The 25535-nt window shown below is 45.6% G+C and carries 25 protein-coding genes; 7 read left to right on the top strand and 18 right to left on the bottom strand.

Annotation, left to right across the window (positions count from 1 at the left end; genetic code table 11):
• Positions 1–20: 20 nt before the first annotated feature.
• The 7 genes from rlmM to pomA all read right to left on the bottom strand — a co-directional run bounded on the left by rlmM (position 21) and on the right by pomA (position 6736).
• On the bottom strand, positions 21–1112 hold the full coding sequence (gene rlmM / locus TW84_RS05935) for a 23S rRNA (cytidine(2498)-2'-O)-methyltransferase RlmM (protein ID WP_045974734.1): 1092 nt from the start codon (positions 1110–1112) through the stop codon (positions 21–23).
• On the bottom strand, positions 1109–1510 hold the full coding sequence (locus tag TW84_RS05930; protein ID WP_420806539.1) for a DUF423 domain-containing protein: 402 nt from the start codon (positions 1508–1510) through the stop codon (positions 1109–1111). The genes rlmM and TW84_RS05930 overlap by 4 nt, the downstream gene beginning before the upstream one ends.
• On the bottom strand, positions 1497–2120 hold the full coding sequence (locus TW84_RS05925) for an alpha/beta family hydrolase (protein WP_045974733.1): 624 nt from the start codon (positions 2118–2120) through the stop codon (positions 1497–1499). The genes TW84_RS05930 and TW84_RS05925 overlap by 14 nt, the downstream gene beginning before the upstream one ends.
• A complete protein-coding gene (locus TW84_RS05920; protein WP_045974732.1) occupies positions 2113–3021 on the bottom strand; it encodes a transcriptional regulator GcvA in 909 nt (302 codons plus the stop codon). Before TW84_RS05920 ends, TW84_RS05925 begins: the two co-directional genes overlap by 8 nt.
• A gap of 400 nt (positions 3022–3421) precedes the next feature.
• Positions 3422–4870 (bottom strand): tRNA uracil 4-sulfurtransferase ThiI, encoded by a 1449-nt coding sequence (gene thiI, locus TW84_RS05915; RefSeq protein ID WP_045974731.1) that lies wholly within the window; start codon positions 4868–4870, stop codon positions 3422–3424.
• A 140-nt stretch (positions 4871–5010) separates the two neighbouring features.
• Complete coding sequence (locus TW84_RS05910) at positions 5011–5961, bottom strand: flagellar motor protein MotB (RefSeq protein ID WP_045974730.1); 951 nt, start codon at positions 5959–5961, stop codon at positions 5011–5013.
• Positions 5962–5971: 10 nt separating this feature from the next.
• Positions 5972–6736, bottom strand: a complete 765-nt coding sequence (gene pomA / locus TW84_RS05905) for a flagellar motor protein PomA (protein WP_045974729.1) — start codon at positions 6734–6736, stop codon at positions 5972–5974.
• Positions 6737–7000: 264 nt separating this feature from the next.
• On the opposite strand from pomA, the gene xseB reads away from it, so the two are divergent.
• The 3 genes from xseB to dxs are packed head-to-tail and all read left to right on the top strand — an operon-like array spanning position 7001 to position 10035.
• Positions 7001–7243 (top strand): exodeoxyribonuclease VII small subunit, encoded by a 243-nt coding sequence (xseB, locus tag TW84_RS05900; RefSeq protein ID WP_045974728.1) that lies wholly within the window; start codon positions 7001–7003, stop codon positions 7241–7243.
• A gap of 22 nt (positions 7244–7265) precedes the next feature.
• Positions 7266–8150 carry a (2E,6E)-farnesyl diphosphate synthase gene (ispA, locus tag TW84_RS05895; RefSeq protein WP_045974727.1) on the top strand — a complete coding sequence of 295 codons (885 nt, stop codon included), beginning with the start codon at positions 7266–7268 and terminating at the stop codon, positions 8148–8150.
• 19 nt (positions 8151–8169) lie between these two features.
• Positions 8170–10035 carry a 1-deoxy-D-xylulose-5-phosphate synthase gene (gene dxs, locus TW84_RS05890; protein WP_045974726.1) on the top strand — a complete coding sequence of 622 codons (1866 nt, stop codon included), beginning with the start codon at positions 8170–8172 and terminating at the stop codon, positions 10033–10035.
• Positions 10036–10101: 66 nt separating this feature from the next.
• Here the strand turns inward: dxs and truC are convergent, their stop codons facing one another.
• Positions 10102–10824, bottom strand: a complete 723-nt coding sequence (truC, locus tag TW84_RS05885) for a tRNA pseudouridine(65) synthase TruC (protein WP_045974784.1) — start codon at positions 10822–10824, stop codon at positions 10102–10104.
• Positions 10824–11138 carry a YqcC family protein gene (locus TW84_RS05880; RefSeq protein ID WP_045974725.1) on the bottom strand — a complete coding sequence of 105 codons (315 nt, stop codon included), beginning with the start codon at positions 11136–11138 and terminating at the stop codon, positions 10824–10826. Before TW84_RS05880 ends, truC begins: the two co-directional genes overlap by 1 nt.
• A 75-nt stretch (positions 11139–11213) precedes the next feature.
• Between TW84_RS05880 and TW84_RS05875 the strand changes: the two genes are divergently transcribed.
• Both TW84_RS05875 and TW84_RS05870 read left to right on the top strand, forming a co-directional pair.
• Positions 11214–12251 (top strand): DUF3549 family protein, encoded by a 1038-nt coding sequence (locus tag TW84_RS05875; protein WP_045974724.1) that lies wholly within the window; start codon positions 11214–11216, stop codon positions 12249–12251.
• A gap of 3 nt (positions 12252–12254) precedes the next feature.
• Complete coding sequence (locus TW84_RS05870; protein ID WP_045974723.1) at positions 12255–12554, top strand: DUF3301 domain-containing protein; 300 nt, start codon at positions 12255–12257, stop codon at positions 12552–12554.
• Here the strand turns inward: TW84_RS05870 and TW84_RS05865 are convergent.
• Complete coding sequence (locus tag TW84_RS05865) at positions 12502–13020, bottom strand: GNAT family N-acetyltransferase (protein WP_045974722.1); 519 nt, start codon at positions 13018–13020, stop codon at positions 12502–12504. The genes TW84_RS05870 and TW84_RS05865 overlap by 53 nt on opposite strands.
• Before the next feature lie 719 nt (positions 13021–13739).
• Between TW84_RS05865 and TW84_RS05860 the strand changes: the two genes are divergently transcribed.
• A complete protein-coding gene (locus TW84_RS05860) occupies positions 13740–14027 on the top strand; it encodes a hypothetical protein (protein ID WP_045974721.1) in 288 nt (95 codons plus the stop codon).
• An 83-nt stretch (positions 14028–14110) separates the two neighbouring features.
• Here TW84_RS05860 and sucD read toward each other — a convergent pair whose 3' ends face one another.
• From sucD to sdhC, 8 genes are all read right to left on the bottom strand, one after another.
• Complete coding sequence (gene sucD, locus TW84_RS05855) at positions 14111–14983, bottom strand: succinate--CoA ligase subunit alpha (protein WP_006881309.1); 873 nt, start codon at positions 14981–14983, stop codon at positions 14111–14113.
• Positions 14983–16149 carry an ADP-forming succinate--CoA ligase subunit beta gene (sucC, locus tag TW84_RS05850; protein WP_004744517.1) on the bottom strand — a complete coding sequence of 389 codons (1167 nt, stop codon included), beginning with the start codon at positions 16147–16149 and terminating at the stop codon, positions 14983–14985. The genes sucD and sucC overlap by 1 nt, the downstream gene beginning before the upstream one ends.
• Positions 16150–16350: 201 nt before the next feature.
• Positions 16351–17556, bottom strand: coding sequence for a 2-oxoglutarate dehydrogenase complex dihydrolipoyllysine-residue succinyltransferase (gene odhB, locus TW84_RS05845; protein WP_045974720.1), 1206 nt, complete (start codon positions 17554–17556; stop codon positions 16351–16353).
• A 28-nt stretch (positions 17557–17584) separates the two neighbouring features.
• Positions 17585–20410: a 2-oxoglutarate dehydrogenase E1 component gene (gene sucA / locus TW84_RS05840; RefSeq protein ID WP_045974719.1), complete on the bottom strand. Its 2826-nt coding sequence runs from the start codon at positions 20408–20410 to the stop codon at positions 17585–17587.
• A 92-nt stretch (positions 20411–20502) separates the two neighbouring features.
• A complete protein-coding gene (locus TW84_RS05835; protein WP_045974718.1) occupies positions 20503–21213 on the bottom strand; it encodes a succinate dehydrogenase iron-sulfur subunit in 711 nt (236 codons plus the stop codon).
• A gap of 18 nt (positions 21214–21231) precedes the next feature.
• Positions 21232–22998 (bottom strand): succinate dehydrogenase flavoprotein subunit, encoded by a 1767-nt coding sequence (sdhA, locus tag TW84_RS05830; protein WP_045974717.1) that lies wholly within the window; start codon positions 22996–22998, stop codon positions 21232–21234.
• The gene (gene sdhD / locus TW84_RS05825) at positions 22999–23343 is read right to left on the bottom strand and encodes a succinate dehydrogenase, hydrophobic membrane anchor protein (RefSeq protein WP_045974716.1); all 345 of its coding nucleotides are present in this window, start codon (positions 23341–23343) and stop codon (positions 22999–23001) included.
• Complete coding sequence (sdhC, locus tag TW84_RS05820; RefSeq protein WP_045974715.1) at positions 23337–23729, bottom strand: succinate dehydrogenase cytochrome b556 subunit; 393 nt, start codon at positions 23727–23729, stop codon at positions 23337–23339. Before sdhC ends, sdhD begins: the two co-directional genes overlap by 7 nt.
• Positions 23730–24125: 396 nt before the next feature.
• Here sdhC and TW84_RS05815 point away from each other — a divergent pair, with 396 nt between their 5' ends.
• The gene (locus TW84_RS05815; protein ID WP_045974714.1) at positions 24126–25415 is read left to right on the top strand and encodes a citrate synthase; all 1290 of its coding nucleotides are present in this window, start codon (positions 24126–24128) and stop codon (positions 25413–25415) included.
• Positions 25416–25535 lie beyond the last annotated feature (120 nt).

Raw genomic sequence — 25535 nt, 5'->3', positions numbered from 1 at the left:
CGCTCCCGAGGGAGCGTTTTTTATCTTGGCGAGATGTTCGATAAACACTGAACATGTACCGTGATCTCTTCACGATCGTGGTAAAGGTGTTTCGCCTGGAGCTTAAATTTCACTTTATTCTCAATCAGGAAGATCTTGAGGTTTTCAATATCTTCCAGAACTTCATCGTAACGACCTTTCATTGGCAATTTCAGGTTAAACAGAGCTTCTTTAGCCCAACCGCTGATGATCCACTCACCCATCAATTGAGCAACGCGAGATGGCTTCTCTACCATGTCACAAATTAACCAAGTCACGTTTTTACGTGCAGGCTCAAATTTGAAGCCATCTTCCTGATGATGCTTAACCTGACCCGTTTCCATCAGGCTATCAGCCATCATGCCGTTATCCACCGCGTGAACAAACATCGAGCGCTTAACCAGCTGATAAGTCCAACCTCCCGGGCACGCGCCCAAATCAACACCCCACATACCAGCAGCCAGACGTTCATCCCATTCTTCTCTTGGAATGAAGACATGAAACGCTTCTTCTAACTTAAGCGTTGATCGGCTTGGTGCATCTGCAGGGAATTTGAGACGTGGAATCCCCATAAAAAACTGTGAGTTATTGCTTGGCAAAGAATAACCGACAAAGCAGTGACCAGGAGCGACAAAACAAATGTGCAGAACAGGCTTTTTAGGGCTGTCTTTCGGCAACAAAATGCCTTTGCCGCGCATGGCTTGACGCATAGGAACCGTGAACTTACGACAAAACTTAAGCAGTTCTTTCGCTTCGTTGGTATCTGGTGTTTCGATGCGGATATCGCCACAGCGTGGGAAAGATTCAACCTCGCTGAGCTCTTCTAAAATAGGAGAAATGCGGTCTTCGCGTGGAAGGTCTTTAATCTCCACCGCAACTGCAAACATCTGACGTGCGAAAATCAAAGACTTAAAGTCGAGTTCTTTCGCCAGACGTTCCGCATCACCCGGCTGATAACATTCAAACAGTACGTAACCAGTGTTGTTCTTTACACGAGGGAAGCCAAACACTTCAAGTTGAGTTGCGCGATCCTGAATCTCTCCAGCACACTCTTTTTCAAAACCAGATCGGCAGTAGAGCATTAAGTGTTTCACTGATTCACCTCTTTAATCTGTAACGCTGCGAAAACAAACAGTCCCCAGCCAAGCATAAAGGTCAAACCGCCGAATGGAGTGATAGGTCCAAACCATTTGATTGCGGTTAATGCAAGGGCGTAAAGGCTGCCACTAAAACAAAAGATGCCGATGATAAAACAATTTGCAGCAAGGGCGAAATATTTTTGTGCTTTCTCAACCATGCCTATCCTAAGTAAGACTCCACAAAGTAAAATCGCTAGAGCATGAATAAATTGATACTGAACGCCTGTATTAAAGACATCCACTAAATAAGGCGATAGTGATTGCTTTAACCCGTGAGCGGCAAAAGCGCCGAGTGCGACGCTAACTCCGGCAAATAAACCACCAACGGTAAGTAGCTGCTTACTTTTCACCATGGCTCTCCAATATAAAATCCGCTAGATGCTCAACCGCCAGAGCGATATTGCCCGCTTCGGTATGACCAGAGCTCTTTCTAGGTTTGAAACTATGATCGCCATCAGGGATAAATTTCACCTTGATGTCATCTGAGAGAGCGAAATCTTTAAACTCATCCTGCTTACCAAAAGTATCCCTCTCCCCCTGAAGGATTAAACACGGCTTATTGAGCGTCGCCAGATGCTCGCCTTTGTATTTTTCGGGTTTACCCGGTGGATGAAAAGGAAAGCCTAAACAGGCAATCGCTGCCACGTTACCATCTTCAGCAAGCAAGCTGGCCATGCGCCCGCCCATGGATTTCCCGCCAATCACAACAGGTACATCAGAAAACTCGCCAATTACGGCCTGATACGCTTCTAGAAGCTTGGGCGCTCGATCTGGCGGGCGACGTTTGCCATCTTCGGCGCGTTTAACCATATATGGGAAGTTAAAACGGACAACTTGAATCCCTTTCTTCGCTAACCCTTTCGCTACCACCGTCATGAAATCATGATCCATACCGGCTCCCGCACCGTGAGCAAAAATAAAAACGGGTCTACCTTGCTCACCATCAATCAGAAAATCAGTCATCCAGTAGCTCCTCTTGCTCACTTTGTGCCTTGGCAAGCATCCAGTCACGGAATGTGGCAATGCGCCCCATGTCAGCCTGTTTGTCGTGACACACCACGTAGAACGCGTTCTTAGACACTAACAGCTCATCAAATGGCGCAATCAGTCGTCCCGCTTCCATTTCTGGCTTAGCTAAGACGTTGTTACCTAACGCAACTCCCTGCCCATGTGCTGCAGCTTGCAACACCATAGTCGAATGACTGAATATAGGGCCGTGATTAACGTTAATGCCTTCAATACCGTGTTCTTTAGCAAACTGCTTCCAATCTTTTCGCGAAGTATCATGAAGCAATGTATGGTGCTTAAGGTCACTTAGAGTTTCTAATGGTTTATTGCTCAACAACAGAGATGGAGAGCAGAGCGGGATAAGAAATTCTTGATACAATTTATCCGCACGTAACCCCGGCCAATTTCCTCTACCATAGTAAATCGCAACGTCTACATCGTCAGTAAGTGAGCCTTCATCCATGTCTACTGCTTTAATACGAACATCAATATCCGGTTCCTGTTGATTAAAGTCGGCTAGACGCGGAACTAGCCATTGAATCGCGAAGCTGGGCGGTAGGCTGATAGTCAATGCGCCTTTTTCACTGCGCTCTAGCACTTTATCTGTCGCTTCTGAAAGCGAAGTAAAGATATCTTTGATATCCAGAAAGTAGCTTTGACCTTCTTCCGTTAGCAGCAATGAACGGTTGCGTCTCCTGAACAGTTTCAGGCCGAGAAACTCCTCTAACGCTTTAATTTGATGACTAACTGCAGCCTGAGTCACAAATAACTCCTCTGCTGCTCTAGTAAAGCTCAAATGACGTGCAGCAGCTTCGAACACTTTTAAAGAGTTCAAAGGTGGCAATCTTCTAGACATGGCACCCTTCCATAAATTGGATTAGTTTTTTTAATCTGAAACATTATAAAATGTCCATTGCCTGACGACCAGAGAAATTCTATATTTCCCCACGCAGCAAAAGCCAGAACGGCTTGATTCTTTTTTGAATCAATTGGCACTTTGTTGCGATGTTGTGTTTGCAAACTCGTATTTCGAGTTAGGTAGGTTTCTACCAAGTTTCGCCTCTCTAGCTAGAGACGAAACACATACTTCCTGTATTTATTTTGACCTGTCTGTCAAATTATTTAGCACCGCCTAACGGCGGTGTTTTTTTATCCATTTCACTTATCAAGATACCCGTTAAATATCATGAATAAGCCATACAAATAAAAAAGCGCAAACCGAACGATTTGCGCTTTATAGGTGCTTAAAATCCGTATTAAGGGCGGTAAACCTTAACGTTAGTAAAACCTTGGTCTAGCAGATATAACGCTTGTAAACGACTCATAACCCCACGATCACAGTACAGCAGGTAAGTCTTCGTCTGATCTAAATCACCAAACTGTGTACCCAACTTATAGAAAGGCAAGTGTTTCACTTCAACACCGTCGATCTCAAGTGGATTATCTTCTTCTTCTTCTGGACTACGAATATCGAGTACAGTCGCATGCTGCTCAACCGCTTGAACTTGCTCTACTTCAGGAGCCGCTTCTTCAGACTCTTTCGCAATATCACGGATGTCCATCTGACGAGCATCACGGACCACTTGCTCAAGAATACTAAAATCAAACTTGTCTTCTTCAGCGTCAAGTTTCGCTTTGACGGCTTTCACTGTCGGTTTCTTCGAAATCACGCCACAGTACTCAGGCATTGTCTTGGCGAAGTCTTCCGTACCGATATCGCGCGCTAAATTGATGATATCTTCTTTGTCCCAGTTAATAAGCGGGCGTAGAATCAAAGTATCAGTAACGTTATCAATATGGCGCAAGTTAGTTAGGGTCTGACTTGATACTTGACCTATTGCTTCACCAGTGACCAAAGCCTGAATACCAAACTTCTCAGCGACCATACCAGCAGCACGCATAAACATACGCTTGAGAATAACCCCCATTTGGCCATCGTCGACCTTTTCAAGAATTTCAGCTACGACAGGCTCAAAATCAATCGAGATAAAGCGTACTTTGGCAGAAGAACCATACTTGTTCCACAGATAGTGTGACACCTGCTTAACACCGATTTCGTGCGCAGGGCCACCAAGGTTAAAGAAGCAGTAGTGCACTTTAGAACCGCGCTTGATGTGTAGGTAGCTTGAAACACCAGAATCAAAACCACCCGAGATCAGGCTCAATACATCTTCTTGGGTACCAAGAGGGAAACCACCCAAGCCTTTGTAACGTTTAATTACTTGGTTGAGCTTTTCGTTTGCCACTTCTACTTTGATCGTCACATCAGGATTACGCAGTTTCACGCTTGCACTTTCAATCGCTTGGTTCAGGCCACCACCAACGTAGCGTTCCAGCTCGATGGAGGTGAAGTCGTGCTTACCGCGACGCTTAGCTCGAACAACGAATGTTTTTCCCTCAAGGCTAGGACGATTAAGTTCAAGTACCTGCTCGAAGATATCATGCAAATCTTTAAACTCTGACTGCTGAACTTCCAATACATGATGGATACCTGGAGTTTGAGTCAGCACTTCCACTGTTTCTTTGTAGAAGTCATCCGACTCCGCTGTAACTTCAATATGGTCACGACGGTTGAAAACAGCAACAGACTCTGTACGACTCTTAATAATGTTACGGATATTGCATTCAAGAATCTTTGTGAAGCGCTTACGCACAGATTCACTTTTTACAAAAATTTCTGGATGGGGCTTTACGATAAATTTCATAATTCACTTCACAAGTTTACTGTTTGCTATTCTCACGCTCTACTGAGCCTAGCAGCTTAGCGTTACGCTGCCTCTAAGGGCGCAAGATTATACATGAAGCAAAGACCATAAAAAAGACGAGCATTTAGCTCGTCTTTTTCTCAGTTAGTACTTGGTAGAGATGGGACCTCATCACTATAGAGAGGTTCTCCCTGCATAATACTGATTTCAACACGTCGGTTACGCGAACGCTGAGCTTCAGTGTCGTTTGGACCTAGCGGCTGTGTATCAGCCATACCTCGCACCTGAAGGCGTTGATGAGAGAAACCACGTACTTTTTCCATTTCCTGCGCGACAGAGACAGCACGCTGAGCTGACAGGTCCCAATTCGAGCGATACAACTCAGAGTCTAGGCGTTGATTGTCGGTATGTCCTGAAACTCGCACTATACCCGGAATATCTTTAACCAATTCCGCAATTTGCCGGACTAAAGGTCGAAATTTGGGCTGAAGAAATGCAGAACCCTCAGGAAATGCCCCTTTCTCACGAATACGGATATCAATCTGCTGGCCTAAGTTCTCAACTTCAACCGCGCCCTGCTCAATTTCACGCTCCAACGCTTTCTTTATACTCTCCATCAAAGTTTCCAGCTCCTGCGAGAGTTCTGCTGATTGCTGTTGTTCGCTGTCTGATTCTGAGTTTTGACTGTCCTGAGTTGAGGTATCGGGTGACTTGCCACCGGTTTGTTTCCCTTTATCACGCTGCGTACCACCAGCACGATCAGATTCACCTTCATGAAATTCCAGTGTCTGTTGAGTAATATCAATGGTTTGCTGCATGATGACATCAATCGGAGTCGGCTCAGGACGCCCAGGGCGAAATTCCTGAGCAATAATGCTTGTTCCTTTAGGAATATCTTTAACTTCCAATCGGTTCTGTACACCGAACGCAAATTTCATTGAACCTGCGATTTGCTTAAACTTCAGAACGTCCATCTCAGAGAACGACAACAGAAGTACGAAGAAGCACATCAACAGTGACATTAAGTCAGCAAATGTTCCCATCCATAGCGGTAAGCCGGGGGGCGGGCATTTTGGTTCTTCATCTTCCATACCAACGACCTTACTCGTTATCTACATCAAGAGCACGTTTACCTTCGTTAAGGTAATTCTTAAGATAGCTGTCGATAACGCGCGGGTTTTGTCCATCTTGAATAGCGAGTACACCATCCATGATTAAGCGACGATTGAGTTTTTCCTGATCACGACGCAGTGACAGCTTGTCAGCAATAGGGAAAAACACCATGTTAGATAAGATAGCACCGTATAAGGTCGTCAGAAGCGCAACCGCCATGGCTGGACCGATAGCTTTGGGGTCATCCATGTTAGACAACATGGCAACTAGACCAACCAAAGTACCTATCATTCCCATTGCGGGCGCAACGTCGCCAAATGCCCGAAACACACTCGCACCAAAGTCATGACGCTCATCGGTTAGGACAATATCTTTTTGCAGTGCAGCTCGTACAACATCTGCATCATGGCCGTCGACCAATAAATCGATACCTTTTTGCATGAAGTTGTTGGTGATTTCCATTTCTTCAAGTGCTAGAAATCCCCCTTTACGTGCTGCGTCTGCCATTTCGACCACCTTGGCGATCAAATCTTCTGGCTCATCGACTTTGAACATGAAAGCTTTGCCCGCAATCTTCGCTGCACCGAAAAACTGCCCCATGGTAAATTTCATTAGGACAACAAATGTCGAGCCGCCCACAACGATAAGTATGGAGGTTACATCGATGAACATCATTATGCTTCCGCCAAGAATCATCGCCATGATGACGAAAGCAAAGCCGCCAATGAGCCCTATCAGCGTTGCTAAATCCACAAAGCACTCCTCATGCTATCTTTTAAGCTATCTGGTAAATTATATCGGCAACATCTTCAGATCTTTAGTGTTTTATTGGTATCGTACTCACACAAATATAGATGTTATAGCGACATAGTAAACCAGACTAAAGCCGTGGCGTGACCTTTATAAGATAATATTGACCGCGCCACCTCGATTTTTCTGTCAATTTTCCTCGGTTAAATTTGACCATCATTACCTGCTAAGGTAAGTTTCGTGCATCTTTTCAAATGTAGAAATATTATGGCGAGCAAGAAACCTGAAAACATGTCCTTTGAGGCAGCAATTGAAGAACTCGACTCTATTGTTGAACACCTTGAAAACGGTGATCTGGCTCTTGATGACGCACTGAAAAAGTTCGAACGTGGTATCGCACTGGCTCGCGAAGGCCAGAATAAGCTCAGCGATGCAGAACAACGCGTCAGCATCTTACTTCAGAACGACGATGAAACCCCGCTTTCAGAGTTCTCTACTCAGCCAGAATAATTACCACAGAAGAATTGCTGCTATGCACGAGGCGTTAACCTCTCTACAACAAAGAAACAATCGACAATTAGAGCGCTGGTTAAACCAGCTTCCTCATCAGGAACAGCCTCTGATTGAAGCCATGCGCTACGGCCTGCTATTAGGTGGAAAACGCGCACGCCCGTTTCTGGTCTATATCACAGGCCAGATGTTGGGCTGTAAAATGGAAGAGTTAGATACCCCAGCATCGGCGATTGAATGCATCCATGCATACTCGCTTATCCATGATGATTTACCTGCGATGGACGATGATGAGCTTCGTCGCGGACAACCAACCTGCCATATCAAATTCGATGAAGCCACAGCTATCCTGACTGGCGATGCCCTACAAACTTTGGCATTTACTATTCTTGCCGATGGCGAATTGAGTCCTGAAGCGGAAAACTATCGTATAAAGATGGTGAAAGCACTGGCAGAAGCATCCGGTGCTAATGGTATGTGCCTGGGACAAGCTTTGGACCTAGCGGCAGAAGGTCAAAAGGTATCGCTTGCAGAGTTGGAAAATATTCACCGTAATAAAACCGGTGCACTAATGAAATGTGCAATCCGACTTGGAGCGCTTGCTGCTGGGCAAAAAGGCTCTGAAGTCTTACCTCAGTTAGACCAGTTTGCCGACGCAATTGGCCTAGCGTTTCAGGTTCAAGACGACATTTTAGATATTATCAGTGACACAGAGACCTTAGGTAAACCTCAAGGTTCTGATCAGGACTTAGGCAAAAGTACCTATCCTGCACTGCTTGGTTTAGATGGCGCTGTTAACAAAGCTCACACTCTGTTAACGGAAGCGCTTCAAGCTTTAGAAGCAATCCCATACAATACAGAATTACTCGAAGAGTTCGCCCGATACGTCATCGAACGCAAGAACTAAACTAAAAGCGCGCATTTATATGACTCTTGATATTTCAAAATATCCAACACTGGCTCTGGCAAATACACCAGACGAGCTGCGTAGCCTTCCCAAGGAAGCATTACCCACGCTGTGTGACGAATTACGCACCTACTTATTGAACTCTGTCAGTCAGTCCAGTGGTCACCTCGCCTCTGGCCTGGGTACAGTGGAGCTTACTGTGGCGCTTCACTATGTTTACAACACTCCGTTTGATCAACTGGTTTGGGATGTTGGCCATCAGGCCTACCCACACAAAATCCTGACTGGTCGTCGCGATCAAATGTCGACTATCCGCCAGAAAGACGGGCTGCACCCTTTTCCTTGGCGCGAAGAAAGTGAGTATGACACGCTATCTGTCGGCCACTCATCAACCTCTATCAGCGCTGCGCTAGGAATGGCAATCAGTGCAGAAAAAGAAGGTGAAAATCGCAAAGTGGTCAGCGTGATTGGTGATGGTGCCATTACCGCAGGTATGGCATTTGAAGCTATGAACCACGCAGGTGACGTTCATTCAGACATGCTAGTCGTACTGAATGACAACGAGATGTCGATCTCTGAAAACGTCGGAGCACTGAATAACCACCTTGCTCAGGTGCTTTCTGGCAGCCTCTACACCTCGATTCGTGAAGGCGGAAAAAAAGTACTGTCAGGCGTTCCACCAATCAAAGAATTGGTTCGCCGCACTGAAGAGCATCTTAAAGGCATGGTCGTACCCGGCACCCTGTTTGAAGAGTTGGGTTTTAACTACATTGGACCAGTTGACGGTCACGATGTTAGCGAACTGGTCAAAACATTGAAGAACATGCGTGAACTAAAAGGTCCGCAGTTTCTTCATATCATGACGAAAAAAGGCAAAGGTTACGAGCCTGCTGAGAAAGATCCTATCGGTTATCACGGCGTTCCTAAATTCGACCCTGCCCATACTTCATTGCCAAAGAGTAACGGCAATAAACCAACCTTCTCCAAAATTTTCGGTGATTTTCTGTGTGATATGGCCGCTCAGGACCCTAAATTAATGGCCATCACACCAGCGATGCGTGAAGGTTCCGGCATGGTTCGCTTCTCCAAAGAGTACCCACAGCAGTACTTTGATGTCGCAATCGCCGAGCAACATGCCGTCACATTGGCGACAGGTATGGCGATTTCAGGCAACCATCCGATTGTCGCGATATACTCCACTTTCCTTCAACGCGGTTATGACCAGTTGATTCACGACATCGCCATCATGGATCTACCAGTCATGTTTGCAATTGACCGTGCTGGATTAGTAGGTGCTGATGGTCAGACTCACCAAGGCGCCTTTGATCTGAGCTTTATGCGCTGTATTCCAAACATGGTCATCATGGCGCCAAGCGATGAGAACGAATGTCGCCAAATGCTCTACACAGGTCATAAGCACACAGGGCCAAGTGCTGTACGTTACCCTCGTGGCAGTGGCATCGGAACTGAAATTAAGCAAGATTTCACTGCGTTAGAAATTGGCAAAGGCCGAGTCGTACGAAAAGGTGAAAAAGTGGCGATTCTCAGCTTCGGTACCTTCTTAGGCAATGCACTTGAAGCGGCCGAAAAACTCAATGCCACTGTCGCTGATATGCGTTTTGTCAAACCACTTGATGAAGCTTTGATCAAACAGCTTGTTGATGAGCATGATGTGATTGTCACATTAGAAGAAAATGCCATTGCAGGCGGTGCTGGTGCTGGCGTGATCGAGTTTATGATGCAAGAAAAACTCATTAAACCCGTACTGAATTTAGGCCTTCCTGACCAATTCATTGCTCAAGGAACTCAAGATGAGCTGCATCAAGCGCTAGGGTTAGATGCTGTGGGTATTGAACGGTCGATTAGAGACTATATCGATAAATAAGCGCCACTCTCTTAGTCCTACCTACATTACGGCTAAAAAGCTCTCTTTCCGAGAGCTTTTTTCATTCTATTCAGGCATCTGCCAAGCAAACTCATCGCAAATCTTCTGCCATGTGTCATCGACCTTCGCTTTAATCAGTACCGTCTGTTTAGTAAACGGATGCACAAACTCTAATCTTGAGGCATGCAAAAGCAAGCGGTGAGAGTCATAGACTTCTCTAAACAGCTTGTTGTGCTTGCCATCGCCGTGAGTAGTATCACCAACTATCGGATGACGGAGATGAGCCATATGGCGTCTGAGTTGATGTTTACGCCCAGTCAGCGGCTTTAGCTCCATCAAACAGTAGCGTGTTGTGGGAAACTTCCCTGTTGAATAAGGGATCTCTGTTTTGGCCAATGGACAATAATCCGTGATTGCCTCCTGAGCTTCCTTTTCTTGGCTTGCGTGCTTATCAGCTATCTTATCCAGCTCAACTTTTAAGGCGTAATCTAATCTTCCAGCTTCTTCAATCCAACCGCGCACTACGGCGTGATAGGTTTTAACCATTTCATGGTTAGCAAACATCGGCATCACTTGAGAAGCCACATCACTCGACAAAGCAAAAATCAGTACACCTGATGTCGGTCGATCAAGGCGATGAAGTGGAAAAACATGCTGACCAATTTGGTCACGTAGTGTCTGCATCACAAACTGAGTTTCGTGTTTATCTAACCAACTACGATGAACCAGCATTCCTGCAGGTTTGTTGACAGCAACAAAGTACTCGTCCTGGAAAACAATATCTAACATCATGCACAGGCCTCGTCTATTGCTCTAAGTAAATCAAGCAATGGAGCATATCCCCCATGCTCTTTCCAACACTCTTCAAAGTAAGGCGTGATAGCAAAGCCTGTGGGTAAAGGCATATTCTGCTCAAGAAGATAGGCCATTTGGGGTAGGAATACCCATTGCAGCCATTGCTCTGGTTTTAGCGTATCAACAGAAAAAGGTTCAACGCTTTGTAGCGCTTGCTCAGAAGGCTTGCTGTGTTGCCACAGTTTTAGCTCACGCATGACAGAGGGTAACTGGTCGAGAAGTGGTACTATTTGCTGTTCTTTTGTCATAAAACTGAGTGGAAACCTTGAAATTAAGCATAAGAGTACCATTTATAGAGGAAAGAAAGTTAGGACTATTCAGCAATGGACACCATTCATACTCTCAGTCAGTTATTAACCAATAGCGAATGCCAATATCAGGTTTACGACCTAGGGCGCCGAATAAAGAATATTGACAACAAAGTGTTTGTCGATGTAGAGAAAGGTTTTCAGCCCTATCCGTACCCTTTACAGCGTAAAGCGCATCTCGCAATTGCTTACTGGAATGAACATAGGCAACCTTGGATTTGGTTCTTAAAGTTTGAATTGGATGAACGTGGTCTATTAAAACAAGCTGACGTGGGCAACTTCATTAAATATGTTGTTGAAGCAATGGGGACGCGCTTAAGTCAGGAAATGACCGAAGAACAGCAACAAAAACTATCGAATAACCCTTATACCTATAAGCCTGCTGAAGATAAAATGGCTGTGTTCCACAGTCAAATAAGAGCTCAACTCGACTTGCCATGCAGTCAGTACTATGAGCATGCTCAGCACTATTTCTCTGGTGGTCTCGGCTGGGATAAATGGCAGACCGTCGGCCTTCAAGGTGTAACCGATATTTGTGCACGCCTTGGGCAAAACCAAAATGGCGTCAACTTACGTAAAGCTTTAAAGCACCTGCCTCATGAACCGCTTTATGCCTTGCTCGGGGCACTGGAACACACTCCTTTACCAGATAAGCTGGCAGAGCGAATACAGGAAATAGCCCTTGAGCAGATAGACAGCAATGATCCTGATATCTTCCTGCTTGGCGCTCTCGCACGAGCACTGTCTGGAGCTAACTCTTCGTATTCAGGCGTGATACTCAACAAAATTCTTGCCTCTCCTCGCCTCAGCCATCAAGAGGTGTTGATTGGCATTGCAGGCCGCAGTTGGCACCTTCTCAGTGACCCACAGCTTGCACAGCAATTTCTTCTGCGTTTAGCTCAGACAGGTAATCAGGCGCTATTTAATCAACTGTTTGCCGATCTGGTGATGCTGCCGGAATTGAGGATGGTGTTACTGCCCCTGCTTCATTCTGCACCATCTAAAGAGTTGGCTGAGGCGCTGGTAAAACTTCAGCAAGCGACTAAGGGCTAAAAGATGATCGGTGACCTTATAGCCATTCTAGGATTGGCATTCGGCTGTTTTTTATTCTGGCAACAAAGAAGGCAAGCTGAGCTAGCCAAATCCATCGCGGCCAGCAAATGTAAACAGCTCGATCTGCAGCTGATTAGCGTCGCGCTAAAAGGTCATAAACTGAAAACGCCAGACGGAATCTGGCGTTGGCACTCTGTTTACCAATTTGAATTTTCATCACTTGGTGATGACTGCTACCAAGGCAAGTTAATCATGCAAGGCTTTCGACTGATGAAGGTCGATCTACCACCTCATCGGATGTAAACACATACTCATTATACGGACCAAATGCATCACGGTTTTGACCGCAAAGCTCAAAACCCAGTTTGCTTAGAATACGAATCGATGCAATGTGCCCAATGTTAGCAGTTGCTGACACACGAGTTAAGTTGAGATCGCGCACCGCCTTCGGGAAAAAGGCCTTCAGCACTTCACTGGCATACCCCTTTCCCCAGTAGGCTTTATCAAAAATATAACCTAGCTCTGGCCCACTATCCAAATGATAGATAAAGACATGCCCGATGTATTCTCGCGAGTGGCTGTCTAAGACAGCTAAGGTATAAATGGTATGATCATGTAACACTTGCTGGAAAAGCTGTTTTGCTGAAGAAACCGTGTGCGGTCCATTCATCTCAGCTCGATTCTTGGCACAACAGTTCAACATCAAGAATTCTGACTGCAATGATTCATTGTATGGCACCAGTAATGTTCGGCGAGTTACGATAGTCACAACACATCCTTATTGACAGCATGCCCCCGAAGAACAGGGGCTAATATTTGTTTACAAACACAGAAACAAAGCTGAAAAGTTATACTAACTGATAAGTTTAGTTATTGATCTAGATTGTTATTTTGACGTTGTTAGTGTGAGTTATGCCTAAGGTTAAAGAAAAGCCCCAATACGCGAATATCGGGGCTGTAGTCTTACTCGTAGCAGTCCGGCCACAAAAAGGGCTCCATGCCTCTTGCTTAATAGTCACTGAGTCCTTTAGTGTTATCTTGGCTTAGTCCTAATCGTCCTGATAGCTACCTAAACTGTTAACACACGTTACTTTTTCCCTTAGCGGTGTCCTGTATCATCCTGATACTGTCGCACCTCTTCCCAGAGGGGCCCTATCCGTTCCTTAGTACTGAGTTCCCATCAGTAGCTGCATCCCTACAGTATCCTTTGTTCCGTGTCAGCATCCCGTCCAACACTCATTAATCTACCCTACCTCTTGCTATCAGCAATGTGATAAACCAATACACTGGTGACATCAATACGTCTATTAGATTTAATATCTAATAAATTCAAAAACATAAAATGACAATGCGTTTATCACACCAGTGTAAGACCGTTTTATCGCACACTAATCGTAAGATATTTCGCACATTGGCAGCGTATATTTTCTATTCGCATTCCCTGGTTGCGTTGAGTATCATGACGCTAAACGCATTCAAGGAGGTCATATGCTCACTCAAGAAGTTAGTCAGGAGCTTAAAGAAATTTTAGAACAGCTCCGAAAAGAGGGGAAAGAGCCAACCGTCGCCTTGGTGAAAGCACGCCTTAGTACAGTCATCCCTATGCCTGCTCTTATCACAACCATTAAAAGCTGGAAAAGTGCTAACCGTGTTCCTAAGGTAGAAGTTGCCGCTAAGACAACTAATGATGCATGCAGAATTACTGAGCTGGAAAAACAAGTCGCTGAGTTGACCGCTAGGGTGGCGCTATTAGAAAAGAAGATTGAGAACTCGTAACTGAGTTTGCCTCGCTGATATGACCCTATATAGAAAAGGCTTGGCGCAATGCCAAGCCTTTTTTGTTTAGACAAATTGGCGAATTACCAACCTGTTACTTCACGCAGACCTTTACCGATGTCTGCTAGAGACTTAACCGTCTTAACGCCAGCTGCTTCTAGTGCTGCAAACTTGTCTTCCGCAGTACCCTTACCGCCAGAGATGATTGCACCAGCGTGGCCCATACGTTTACCTGGAGGAGCCGTTACACCAGCGATGTAAGAAACCACTGGCTTAGTGACGTTCTCTTTGATGAACGCTGCTGCTTCTTCTTCAGCTGTACCACCGATTTCGCCAATCATTACGATTGCTTCAGTTTCTGGATCTTCTTGGAACAGTTTTAGGATATCAATGAAGTTTGAACCTGGAATTGGGTCGCCACCGATACCAACACAAGTAGACTGACCGAAGCCTTCGTCTGTCGTCTGCTTAACCGCTTCATACGTAAGAGTACCAGAGCGAGAAACGATACCAACTTTACCTTTCTTGTGGATGTGACCAGGCATGATACCAATCTTACACTCGTCAGGAGTGATTAGACCTGGACAGTTAGGACCGATCATGCGAACGCCAGTTTCTTCTAGCTTCACTTTCACGTCGATCATATCTGTTGTTGGAATACCTTCAGTGATCGTTACGATAAGCTCGATACCCGCATCAATCGCTTCTAGGATTGCATCTTTACAGAAAGGTGCTGGAACGTAGATAACTGTTGCAGTGGCGCCAGTTGCTTCTACTGCTTCACGTACAGTGTTGAATACAGGAAGACCTAGGTGAGTTTGGCCACCTTTACCTGGGGATACACCACCAACCATCTGTGTGCCGTATGCGATAGCTTGCTCAGAGTGGAAAGTACCTTGACCACCAGTGAAACCCTGACAGATTACTTTGGTGTCTTTATTAATTAGTACAGACATTATTTGCCCTCCGCAGCAGCAACAACTTTCTGAGCTGCGTCAGTTAGTGACTCAGCAGCGATGATATCAACATCAGAATTAGCAAGAACTTCGCGACCTAGGTCTGCGTTAGTACCTTCAAGACGAACAACAACTGGTACGCTTACACCTACCTCTTTAACTGCACCAATAATACCTTCTGCGATCATGTCACAACGAACGATACCGCCGAAGATGTTTACGAGTACTGCTTTTACATTGTCATCAGATAGGATGATCTTGAATGCTTCTGCTACACGCTCTTTAGTTGCGCCGCCACCTACGTCTAGGAAGTTAGCTGGCTTACCGCCGTGTAGGTTTACGATATCCATCGTACCCATTGCCAGACCTGCACCGTTAACCATACAGCCAACATTGCCGTCTAGTGCTACGTAGTTCAGTTCCCACTGTGCTGCGTGTGCTTCACGCTCATCTTCTTGCGAAGGATCATGCATTTCGCGTAGCTTAGGCTGACGGTACATCGCGTTTGAATCGATGTTGATCTTACCGTCAAGGCATAGCAAGTTGCCTTCACCAGTAATGACAAGAGGGTTAATCTCTAGAAGAGCAAGGTCGTACTGAGAGAACATGTTGCCAAGACCCATGAAGATCTTAACAAATTGTTTGATTTGGTCACCTTCAAGACCTAGCTTGAATGCTAGCTCACGACCTTGATAAGCCTGAGGACCGACTAGTGGATCGATGGCTGCTTTGTGAATCAACTCTGGAGTCTCTTCTGCAACTTTCTCGATTTCAACACCACCTTCAGTCGATGCCATGAATACAACTTTACGAGTTGCGCGGTCAACAACCGCACCAAGGTAAAGTTCGTTAGCGATATTTGAAGCTTCTTCTACAAGAATTTTCGTGACAGGCTGACCATTTGCATCTGTTTGGTAAGTTACCAGATTCTTACCTAGCCATTTTTGCGCAAATTCTTTTACGCCATCTTTTGTGTCATGCAGCTCGACACCGCCCGCTTTACCGCGACCACCAGCGTGAACCTGACATTTAACAACTTTTTTCTCTGTGCTAATGCGACCCGCCGCTTCGAAAGCTTCTTGAGGGGTATCACACGCATAGCCTTCCGGTACAGGCAAACCGAATTCTGCAAACAGCTGTTTGGCTTGGTATTCATGCAAATTCATTTTGTTATTCCGTTTGTTTTCCCTTGAGGGATTATTATGTCCATGACGTTTTGATCAAAACAATCTAACGTCTGTAGGGTCTTCTCAAATAAAACACTAGCTGTTAGCTTAACTAGCACTCCAAATGAAGGCTGAGCGTTGAGCAGCTCAGCCTAAAACTTTTAGCGCCTAAGAGAACCGTCCCTTAGGTGCCTGAGTTCATTACACATCTAGCAGTAAACGAGCTGGATCTTCTAATAGTTCCTTGATTGTCACTAGGAAGCCCACAGACTCACGACCATCAATCAGGCGGTGGTCATAGGATAATGCTAGATACATCATTGGTAGAATTTCTACTTTGCCATCAACAGCCATCGGGCGCTCTTGGATTTTGTGCATACCAAGAATTGCAGATTGTGGTGGATTGATGATTGGCGTAGACATTAGTGAACCAAACACACCGCCGTTAGTAATAGTGAAGTTACCACCAATTAGCTCGTCAACAGTAAGCTTGCCGTCACGACCTTTGATTGCTAACTCTTTGATGCCTTTTTCTACGTCAGCAAAACCAAGAGTGTCACAGTCTTTAAGAACCGGAGTGACAAGACCACGTGGCGTAGATACCGCCATGCTAATGTCGAAGTAGTTGTGGTAAACGATATCATCACCGTCGATAGATGCATTCACTTCTGGATAACGTTTGAGTGCTTCAGTTACGGCTTTCACGTAGAAAGACATGAAGCCTAAACGGATACCGTGACGCTCTTCGAACTGGTCTTTATACTGCTTACGAAGATCCATGATTGGCTTCATGTTGACTTCATTGAACGTCGTTAGCATTGCCGTGCTGTTCTTCGCTTCTAGCAGACGGTTAGCCACCGTCTTACGTAGACGAGTCATTGGTACACGTTTCTGACTACGGGCAGCTGCAGGTGCTGCGGCTACAGGAGCATCGGCTTTCGGTGCCGCTTTGGCATTCGCAAGATGCGCTTCAATATCTTCGCGCGTAATACGACCGCCAACACCAGTCCCCTTAACTTGGCTTGCTTCCAAGTTGTGCTCTGCAAGCAGGCGACGAACTGCTGGGCTTAATGCATCGTTGCTTTCTTCGTTTAGAGAAGCTTTATGGCGTTTATCTGGAGACGCTTCTGCTTCCTCAGTCGTATCTTTTGTTGGTTCACCCGCTACTGCACCAGGCTTAATTTTAGCAATCAGTTGCTTAGAAAGAACTGTTGCCCCTTCTTCTTCAATAATCGCTTCTAGTACACCCGCTTCAGGCGCTGGTACTTCTAGCACAACTTTATCTGTTTCAATATCAACCAGAACTTCATCGCGCTCAACTGCGTCACCTGGTTGTTTGTGCCATGTTGCTACTGTCGCGTCCGCAACAGATTCAGGTAAATCTGGAACCAGAATTTCAATTGTCATATCTGTTTCTTCCTTTAACTTCTAGTTCTTAGTCTGAAGTTTTTGTATTCACGGTAAGTGCGTCTTCAACTAACGCTTTCTGTTGTTTCAAGTGTACTGACATGTAACCTACTGCAGGTGATGCTGACGCTGGGCGTCCAGCGTATTTAAGATCTGCACCTGCCGGAATAGCAGCACGGAAGTTGTGTTGGCTTGAGTACCAAGCGCCTTGGTTTTGCGGCTCTTCCTGACACCAAACGAAATCTTCTACATTTGTGTATTGCTCGATAGCAGCTTTAACCTCTTCCAGAGGGAATGGGTAAAGTTGCTCAATACGCACAATTGCTACGTCTTCTTGCTCGTTGTTACGACGTTGTTCTAATAGGTCGAAATACACCTTACCCGAACAAAAAACAACACGTTTCACTTTCTTAGCATCCAACTTGTCTATTTCAGCAATCGCTGGCTGGAAGGTACCTTCCGCAAGCTCTTCAAGCGATGAAGTACATAGAGGATGACGAAGCAATGACTTAGGAGACATCACGATAAGAGGACGGCGCATTGGACGCACAACCTGACGGCGAATCATGTGGTACACCTGAGCGGGTGTCGATGGCACGACAACCTGCATATTTTGCTCCGCACAAAGCTGTAGGTATCGCTCCAAACGTGCGGAAGAGTGCTCTGGGCCCTGACCTTCATAACCGTGAGGAAGAAGCATAGTCAAACCACACAAACGAGCCCATTTTTGTTCACCTGACGAGATAAATTGGTCGATGACAACCTGAGCACCATTGGCAAAATCACCAAACTGAGCTTCCCAGATAGTCAAACCACTTGGCTCTGCCGTGGCATAACCATATTCAAATGCCAGCACAGCCTCTTCAGACAAAACAGAATCGTATACTTCGAACGGACCTTGCTTGTCATGAACGTTGGCTAAAGGAACAAACGTGCTTGCATCTGTTTGGTTGTGAAGTACTGAATGACGGTGGAAGAAAGTACCACGACCAGAATCCTGCCCAGAAATACGAATACGCTTCCCATCATCGACAAGTGTCGCATACGCTAGTGTTTCGGCCATTCCCCAATCAATCGCTTTTTCGCCAGCGATCATTGCTGTGCGATCATTGTAAAGCTTGTTTACACGGCTTTGTAATTTGTGACTTTCTGGGTACTGACAGATACGCTGACCAAGTTCAACCAAGCGATCTTTGTCAAAAGTACTATCCCAGCTAACATCCCAGTCATGACCGAGGTATGGAGACCAATCAACAGAATGCAATGCCATTGGGCGCCACTCTTTAACGACAACTTCACCACGATCTAACGCATCACGATATTCGTTCACTAATTGAGTTGCGGTATCAATGCCAAAGTCACCACGCTCGATCAATACATCAGCATATAGCTTGCGTGGCGTTGGGTGCTTTTTAATCTTCTGGTACATCAGTGGCTGAGTTGCATTTGGCTCGTCAGCTTCGTTGTGGCCATGACGTCGATAACACACTAAGTCAATCACTACATCGCTCTTGAACTCGTTTCGATAATCAAGCGCAATACGTGTAACAAAAGCCACAGCTTCAGGGTCATCTGCGTTCACATGGAAAATAGGTGCCTGTACCATTTTCGCAATATCAGTACAGTACATCGTAGAACGCGTGTCGTTAGGGTTTGACGTAGTGAAACCCACTTGGTTGTTCACAACGATCCGAACTGTACCGCCAACACGGAAGCCGCGTGACTGAGACATATTGAAGGTTTCGGCTACAACTCCCTGACCTGCTACCGCCGAATCGCCATGAATTGTAATAGGTAACACAGTATTACCTTCATTATCCCCTAGGCGATCCTGACGAGCACGGACGGAACCAATGACTACTGGGTTTACAATCTCAAGGTGAGATGGGTTAAATGCAAGTGCAAGGTGAACATCACCGCCTGGCGTTGCAAAATCTGCAGAGAAGCCCTGATGGTACTTAACATCACCAGTACCCCATGTTTCATCATGCTTGCCCGCAAACTCGTCAAACAGATCCTGAGGCTTTTTCCCCAAAACGTTGACTAGCATATTTAACCGCCCACGGTGCGCCATACCAATAACAACTTCGCGCATACCATTTTTACCAGCGTGGCGAATCAATTCTTTTGTCATCGGTATCAGTGCATCCCCCCCTTCTAGCGAGAAACGTTTAGCACCTGGGAATTTAGCTCCTAGATAACGCTCCAAACCTTCAGCGGCCGTCAGCTCTTCAAGAAATTCTTGTTTTTCTTGTTTAGAAAAAGAAGGTTGACCAACAACTGACTCCAAACGTTGCTGGATCCAACGTTTTTGTTCAGTGTTCGTCATGTGCATGTATTCTGCACCGATAGAACCACAGTAGATTTTATTCAGAGAAGCGTAGATGTCTTTTAGCAACATGGTATCTTGACCAATAGCAAAAGAACCTACATTGAATGATTCTTCGAAGTCATCTTCGGTGAGAGTATGGAATGTTGGGTCTAGCTCCGCCACAGTTGGGCGTTGCCATAATCCGAGTGGATCAAGTTTTGCAGCTTCATGACCGCGGAAGCGGTATGCGTTAATAAGTTGCAATACTTTTACTTGCTTAGCGTCGACATCTGGATCACTAACTTGGACATTGTAATGCTTTGTTTCTTGAGCGAGTCGTCGGAAGTAGTCACGGACACGTGAGTGAGGCTGTTCAGCCACCTCTTCAGAAGGCTTAGGTAAGCCATCAAATACACGTTTCCATTCCTCACTTACCAGATCGGGATCACTTAGATACAGTTCGTAGAGATCTTCTACATAAGTTGCATTGGCGCCAGCCAAGTGTGAAGACTCGAGCCATGCCTTCATCACGCCGTTGTGCATATTTTCCCTTAACCAGTAGTTTTCACGTTTGCTTCGGTCTATGCCGAGCTATTAAGAGCCGACCACCTAAGTGATCGGCAATTTTTATTAATTTAAACCGAACGATTGACCAGCATAGTCTTAATGTGACCAATGGCTTTCGTTGGGTTGAGTCCTTTAGGACAAACACTTACACAATTCATGATGCCATGGCAACGGAAAACGCTAAATGCATCATCAAGATTTGACAGACGTTCATCTGTTGCTGTATCGCGGCTATCAATCAGCCAACGATAAGCAGCCAGCAGGCCAGCAGGACCAATGAATTTATCAGGGTTCCACCAGAATGATGGGCACGAAGTCGTACAACATGCACACATAATACACTCGTAGAGCCCATCAAGATGCGCGCGCTCATCAGGAGACTGTAAATTCTCGCGGGATGGTGGCAAGGCGTCATCATCAATCAAGAATGGCTTCACTTTCGCGTAGTTGTCGTAGAACTGAGTCATATCAACAATCAAATCACGAACAACAGGCAAACCTGGTAGTGGACGGATGACTATCTTGTCACCACTTAATGCAGAAAGTGGTGTAATACAAGCTAGGCCATTCTTACCGTTCATATTTAGACCATCAGAACCACAAACACCTTCACGGCAAGAGCGACGGAATGAGATGCTTGGATCTTGCTCTTTCAGTAGGATCAATGCATCTAGAAGCATCATGTCCGAACCTTCATCAACCTCAAGCGTGTAATCTTTCATGTACGGCTTTTGGTCAACATCTGGGTTGTAACGGTACAAAGAGAAATTCAGTTTCATAATTATGTCCTCCTTTCCTTAGTACGTACGTGCTTTAGGCGGAAACGCTTCACGATGAATCGGTTCCATGTTGACATCGCGCTTCGCCATCGCTTCCGTTTCCGGGTTGTAAATTGAGTGACATAGCCACTGCGCATCGTCACGGTCAGGGAAGTCAAAACGAGCATGTGCACCACGGCTTTCTGTACGGTAGTTCGCCGCAACAGCAGTCGCGTAGGCAGTTTCCATCAAGTTCTCTAGTTCTAAACACTCAATACGCTGTGTGTTGAACTCAGTTGATTTATCAGCAAGATGAGCATTCTTCAGTCGTTCACGGATAACTTTCAGCTCTTCCAAACCTTTAGCCATTGCATCACCCTCACGGAATACCGAGAAGTTGTTTTGCATACATTGCTGTAGATCTTTACGGATTTGCGCTGGGTCTTCACCCTCAGTGCTGTTTTCCCAACGGTTGTAACGCTCTAAAGAACGCTCAATGTCTGCTTCAGTAGCCGGTTTCGCTTCTGCTTGCTTAGCTAGAGTTTCACCTAAGTGCAAACCTGTTGCACGACCGAATACAACCAAGTCTAATAGTGAGTTACCACCCAGACGGTTAGCGCCGTGTACTGATACAGATGCGATTTCACCACAAGCGAATAGACCTTGAACTTCTACGTCTGCACCGCTTGCGTCTTGCTTAATAGCCTGACCTGAAACCTGAGTTGGGATACCACCCATCATGTAGTGACATGTTGGGATTACTGGAATCGGCTCTTTAACTGGGTCTACGTGTGCAAACGTACGAGACAGTTCACAAACACCCGGTAGACGTGACTCAAGAGTCTCTTTACCTAGGTGATCCAGTTTCAGTTTAATGTGAGGACCCCAAGGGCCATCGCAGCCGCGACCTTCACGAATTTCGATCATCATTGAACGAGCAACAACGTCACGACCAGCAAGGTCTTTCGCGTTTGGAGCATAACGCTCCATGAAGCGCTCACCGTCTTTATTGAGCAGGTAACCACCTTCACCACGACAACCTTCAGTTACAAGAACACCTGCACCAGCGATACCCGTCGGGTGGAACTGCCACATTTCCATGTCTTGCATAGGTACGCCTGCACGCAGCGCCATACCAACACCGTCACCCGTGTTGATGTGAGCGTTAGTAGTCGATGCATAAATACGACCCGCACCACCCGTCGCTAGGATGGTTGCTTTTGATTTGAAATAACAAACTTCACCAGTTTCCATACATAGCGCAGTACAACCTAGAACAACACCATCTTCGTTTTTAACAAGGTCAAGTGCATACCACTCAGAGAAAACCGTTGTTTTGTGTTTGATGTTTTGTTGATAAAGAGTGTGAAGAAGCGCGTGACCTGTACGGTCAGCTGCAGCAGCTGTACGAGCAGCTTGTTCACCGCCAAAGTTCTTTGACTGACCGCCGAAAGGACGCTGGTAGATAGTACCGTTGTCAAAACGAGAGAAAGGAAGACCCATTTTCTCTAGTTCAATAACTGACTCAGGACCGTTCTTACACATATATTCGATAGCGTCTTGGTCACCGATGTAGTCAGAACCCTTGACCGTATCATACATGTGCTGCTCCCAGTGATCTTCGTGCGCGTTACCTAGCGCGACCGTAATACCACCTTGAGCAGAAACTGTATGTGAACGTGTTGGAAATACTTTAGAAAGCAACGCACATGAAAGGCCTTGCTCAGAGATTTGTAGTGCAGCACGCATACCTGCACCACCAGCGCCGATTACAACGGCATCAAATTCGCGAACTGGAATAGACACTTACGCACCCCACAGAATAAATAGACCAGAGAAGAAGTAACCAAATAGCACTGCAATCACACCTAGCTGTAGGAAACCGCGAAGCTTAGCGCATTTGATGTAGTCTGTAAGAACTTGCCATAGACCAATCCAAGCGTGGATAAGAACGGATACCAACGCAAGCATGGTAAAGACTTTAGTAAAAGTCCCACCAAAGAACTGTGTCCAAGATACGTAAGAAATATCTGAAAAAGCACAGAAGCTCACCAGATAGATAGTGTAAAGCGTCATAATGATTGCTGTTGCACGAATTAAAAGGAAATCGTGCACACCATTACGACCAAAAGATGAAATGTGTTTTACCATACCAGAATCCCCGCAAGTACAGACAGAACGGCCGTCGCTGCGAATGCAACCTTAGCGCTCATAGCGCCAGATTCCAGCTCTTCAAAATGACCCAGATCCATCAGCAAGTGACGAACACCACCTGCTATATGGTAGGCCAAAGCCGTCAAAATACCCCACAAAATAAATTTCGCAAAGAAACCGTCAACGATATCGACAGCTTGTGCATAACCTACAGGGGAAGACAGGGATATGGATAATAACCACAGAAGTATCCCGATCGCGACAAACGTAATTACACCTGAAACTCGGTGCAAGATAGATGCGATTGCTGTGATCGGAAAGTTGATAGTCTGCAAATCTAAATTAACAGGTCTTGACTTTCTTTCTTTCACGGGCTTGCTCACTCAGCTCCATTGAAGCATTTATTGTTATGAACGAAATTTGATTGCAAACCTACAAAAGTTAACATTTATTTAACAATAAGCAGGCAAAAAACCGGAGTAAACTTGTAAAATATTTGTTAACAACAAGCCTTAAAACATCACCTCACATCTGTTTCAAGACTTGAATTTATAAGGTTTCCACCAAAATTTACGGCGCCACTATACGGCTGGACATATTTTAGCACAATTGATGTAACAATTTTTGCTACACAGAACAGATTTTTAACTTTATACGTATAAAAAATCAAAAGAAGTGCACAAGTCGGAGGAGAAAAATTGACTTTGATAACGAACACACGTACAAAAATGTCACACAAACATCCTGGACGGATTAAATAATAAACAAAGGAGATTGTTATGGCAGATAAGAAAGCGACCCTTCACGTTGAAGGTCAAGCGCCTGTCGAACTGCCAATTATGGAAGGTGCCCTTGGTACTCCTGTAATTGATGTTCGTAAACTTGGAGCAAATGGATATTTCACGTTTGACCCAGGTTTTCTTGCCACTGCATCCTGTGAATCTCAAATCACCTATATCGACGGTGGCAAGGGCATTCTTTTGCACCGCGGTTATCCTATTGATCAGTTAGCTAATAACGCTGATTACTTAGAAGTTTGCTACATACTTCTTTATGGTGAAGCCCCTACACGAGAACAATACGAGCAATTTAAAAAGACTGTCACCCGCCATACTATGGTACACGAGCAAATCGCGAGCTTCTTCCACGGATTCCGTCGCGACGCTCACCCAATGGCAGTCATGTGTGGTGTAGTCGGCGCTCTGGCAGCCTTCTATCACGATTCACTCGACATCAATAATGACACCCACCGTGAGATCACGGCTTATCGTCTACTGTCAAAAATGCCTACCCTGGCGGCGATGTGTTACAAATACTCTATCGGTCAGCCATTTATCTACCCACGCAACGATCTAAGCTATGCGGAAAACTTCCTACACATGATGTTTGCTAACCCATGTGAAGAATACGAAGTGAATCCAGTCGTGGCTCGTGCAATGGATAAGATCTTTACACTTCATGCAGACCATGAGCAAAACGCTTCAACGTCAACAGTACGTCTAGCCGGCTCATCTGGCGCGAACCCATTTGCGTGTATCGCAGCGGGTATCGCATCGCTTTGGGGTCCTGCACATGGCGGAGCTAACGAAGCCTGTCTGAAGATGTTGGAAGAAATAGGTAGTGTTGACAACATTCCTGAGTACATCGAACGTGCGAAGGATAAGGATGACCCATTCCGCCTAATGGGCTTCGGTCACCGTGTTTATAAGAACTATGACCCACGTGCAACGGTCATGCGCGAAACTTGTCATGACGTATTGAAAGAGCTAAACATTGACGATCCACTGCTTGATGTAGCAATGGAGCTTGAGCGTATTGCTCTGTCTGACGAGTACTTCGTTTCTAAGAAGCTTTACCCGAATGTCGATTTCTACTCTGGCATCATTCTAAAAGCGATTGGTATTCCAGTCTCTATGTTTACCGTGATCTTCGCGCTATCACGTACCATTGGTTGGATTGCTCATTGGAACGAAATGCACAGTGACCCACTCAACCGTATCGGCCGACCTCGCCAGCTTTACACGGGTGAAGTTCAGCGTGAGTTTTCGCCAATACACGAGCGTGAGTAAGCGTTAGAGAATCGAAAAATATTAAGGGCTGACGTGAAAACGTTAGCCCTTTTTCGTGGATGCGGGATTTCGGAACGGACTTCGTCCTACGGAAAAAGCTGGAGAGCTGGAGAGCTGGAG

It is taken from the genome of Vibrio neptunius (assembly GCF_000967495.1).
GTDB classification, from domain to species: Bacteria; Pseudomonadota; Gammaproteobacteria; order Enterobacterales; family Vibrionaceae; genus Vibrio; species Vibrio neptunius.
This window is presented reverse-complemented; position numbering and strand designations above follow the sequence as displayed.

Bases quoted from the DNA above. Each gene is read 5' to 3' on its own strand.
- TW84_RS05930 (WP_420806539.1), bottom strand. From the start codon at position 1,510: ATGGTGAAAAGTAAGCAGCTACTTACCGTTGGTGGTTTATTTGCCGGA.
- TW84_RS05925 (WP_045974733.1), bottom strand. From the start codon at position 2,120: ATGACTGATTTTCTGATTGATGGTGAGCAAGGTAGACCCGTTTTTATT.
- TW84_RS05920 (WP_045974732.1), bottom strand. From the start codon at position 3,021: ATGTCTAGAAGATTGCCACCTTTGAACTCTTTAAAAGTGTTCGAAGCT.
- thiI (WP_045974731.1), bottom strand. From the start codon at position 4,870: ATGAAATTTATCGTAAAGCCCCATCCAGAAATTTTTGTAAAAAGTGAA.
- TW84_RS05910 (WP_045974730.1), bottom strand. From the start codon at position 5,961: ATGGAAGATGAAGAACCAAAATGCCCGCCCCCCGGCTTACCGCTATGG.
- xseB (WP_045974728.1), top strand. From the start codon at position 7,001: ATGGCGAGCAAGAAACCTGAAAACATGTCCTTTGAGGCAGCAATTGAA.
- ispA (WP_045974727.1), top strand. From the start codon at position 7,266: ATGCACGAGGCGTTAACCTCTCTACAACAAAGAAACAATCGACAATTA.
- dxs (WP_045974726.1), top strand. From the start codon at position 8,170: ATGACTCTTGATATTTCAAAATATCCAACACTGGCTCTGGCAAATACA.
- truC (WP_045974784.1), bottom strand. From the start codon at position 10,824: ATGTTAGATATTGTTTTCCAGGACGAGTACTTTGTTGCTGTCAACAAA.
- TW84_RS05880 (WP_045974725.1), bottom strand. From the start codon at position 11,138: ATGACAAAAGAACAGCAAATAGTACCACTTCTCGACCAGTTACCCTCT.
- TW84_RS05875 (WP_045974724.1), top strand. From the start codon at position 11,214: ATGGACACCATTCATACTCTCAGTCAGTTATTAACCAATAGCGAATGC.
- TW84_RS05870 (WP_045974723.1), top strand. From the start codon at position 12,255: ATGATCGGTGACCTTATAGCCATTCTAGGATTGGCATTCGGCTGTTTT.
- TW84_RS05860 (WP_045974721.1), top strand. From the start codon at position 13,740: ATGCTCACTCAAGAAGTTAGTCAGGAGCTTAAAGAAATTTTAGAACAG.
- sucD (WP_006881309.1), bottom strand. From the start codon at position 14,983: ATGTCTGTACTAATTAATAAAGACACCAAAGTAATCTGTCAGGGTTTC.
- sucC (WP_004744517.1), bottom strand. From the start codon at position 16,149: ATGAATTTGCATGAATACCAAGCCAAACAGCTGTTTGCAGAATTCGGT.
- odhB (WP_045974720.1), bottom strand. From the start codon at position 17,556: ATGACAATTGAAATTCTGGTTCCAGATTTACCTGAATCTGTTGCGGAC.
- sucA (WP_045974719.1), bottom strand. From the start codon at position 20,410: ATGCACAACGGCGTGATGAAGGCATGGCTCGAGTCTTCACACTTGGCT.
- TW84_RS05835 (WP_045974718.1), bottom strand. From the start codon at position 21,213: ATGAAACTGAATTTCTCTTTGTACCGTTACAACCCAGATGTTGACCAA.
- sdhD (WP_045974716.1), bottom strand. From the start codon at position 23,343: ATGGTAAAACACATTTCATCTTTTGGTCGTAATGGTGTGCACGATTTC.
- TW84_RS05815 (WP_045974714.1), top strand. From the start codon at position 24,126: ATGGCAGATAAGAAAGCGACCCTTCACGTTGAAGGTCAAGCGCCTGTC.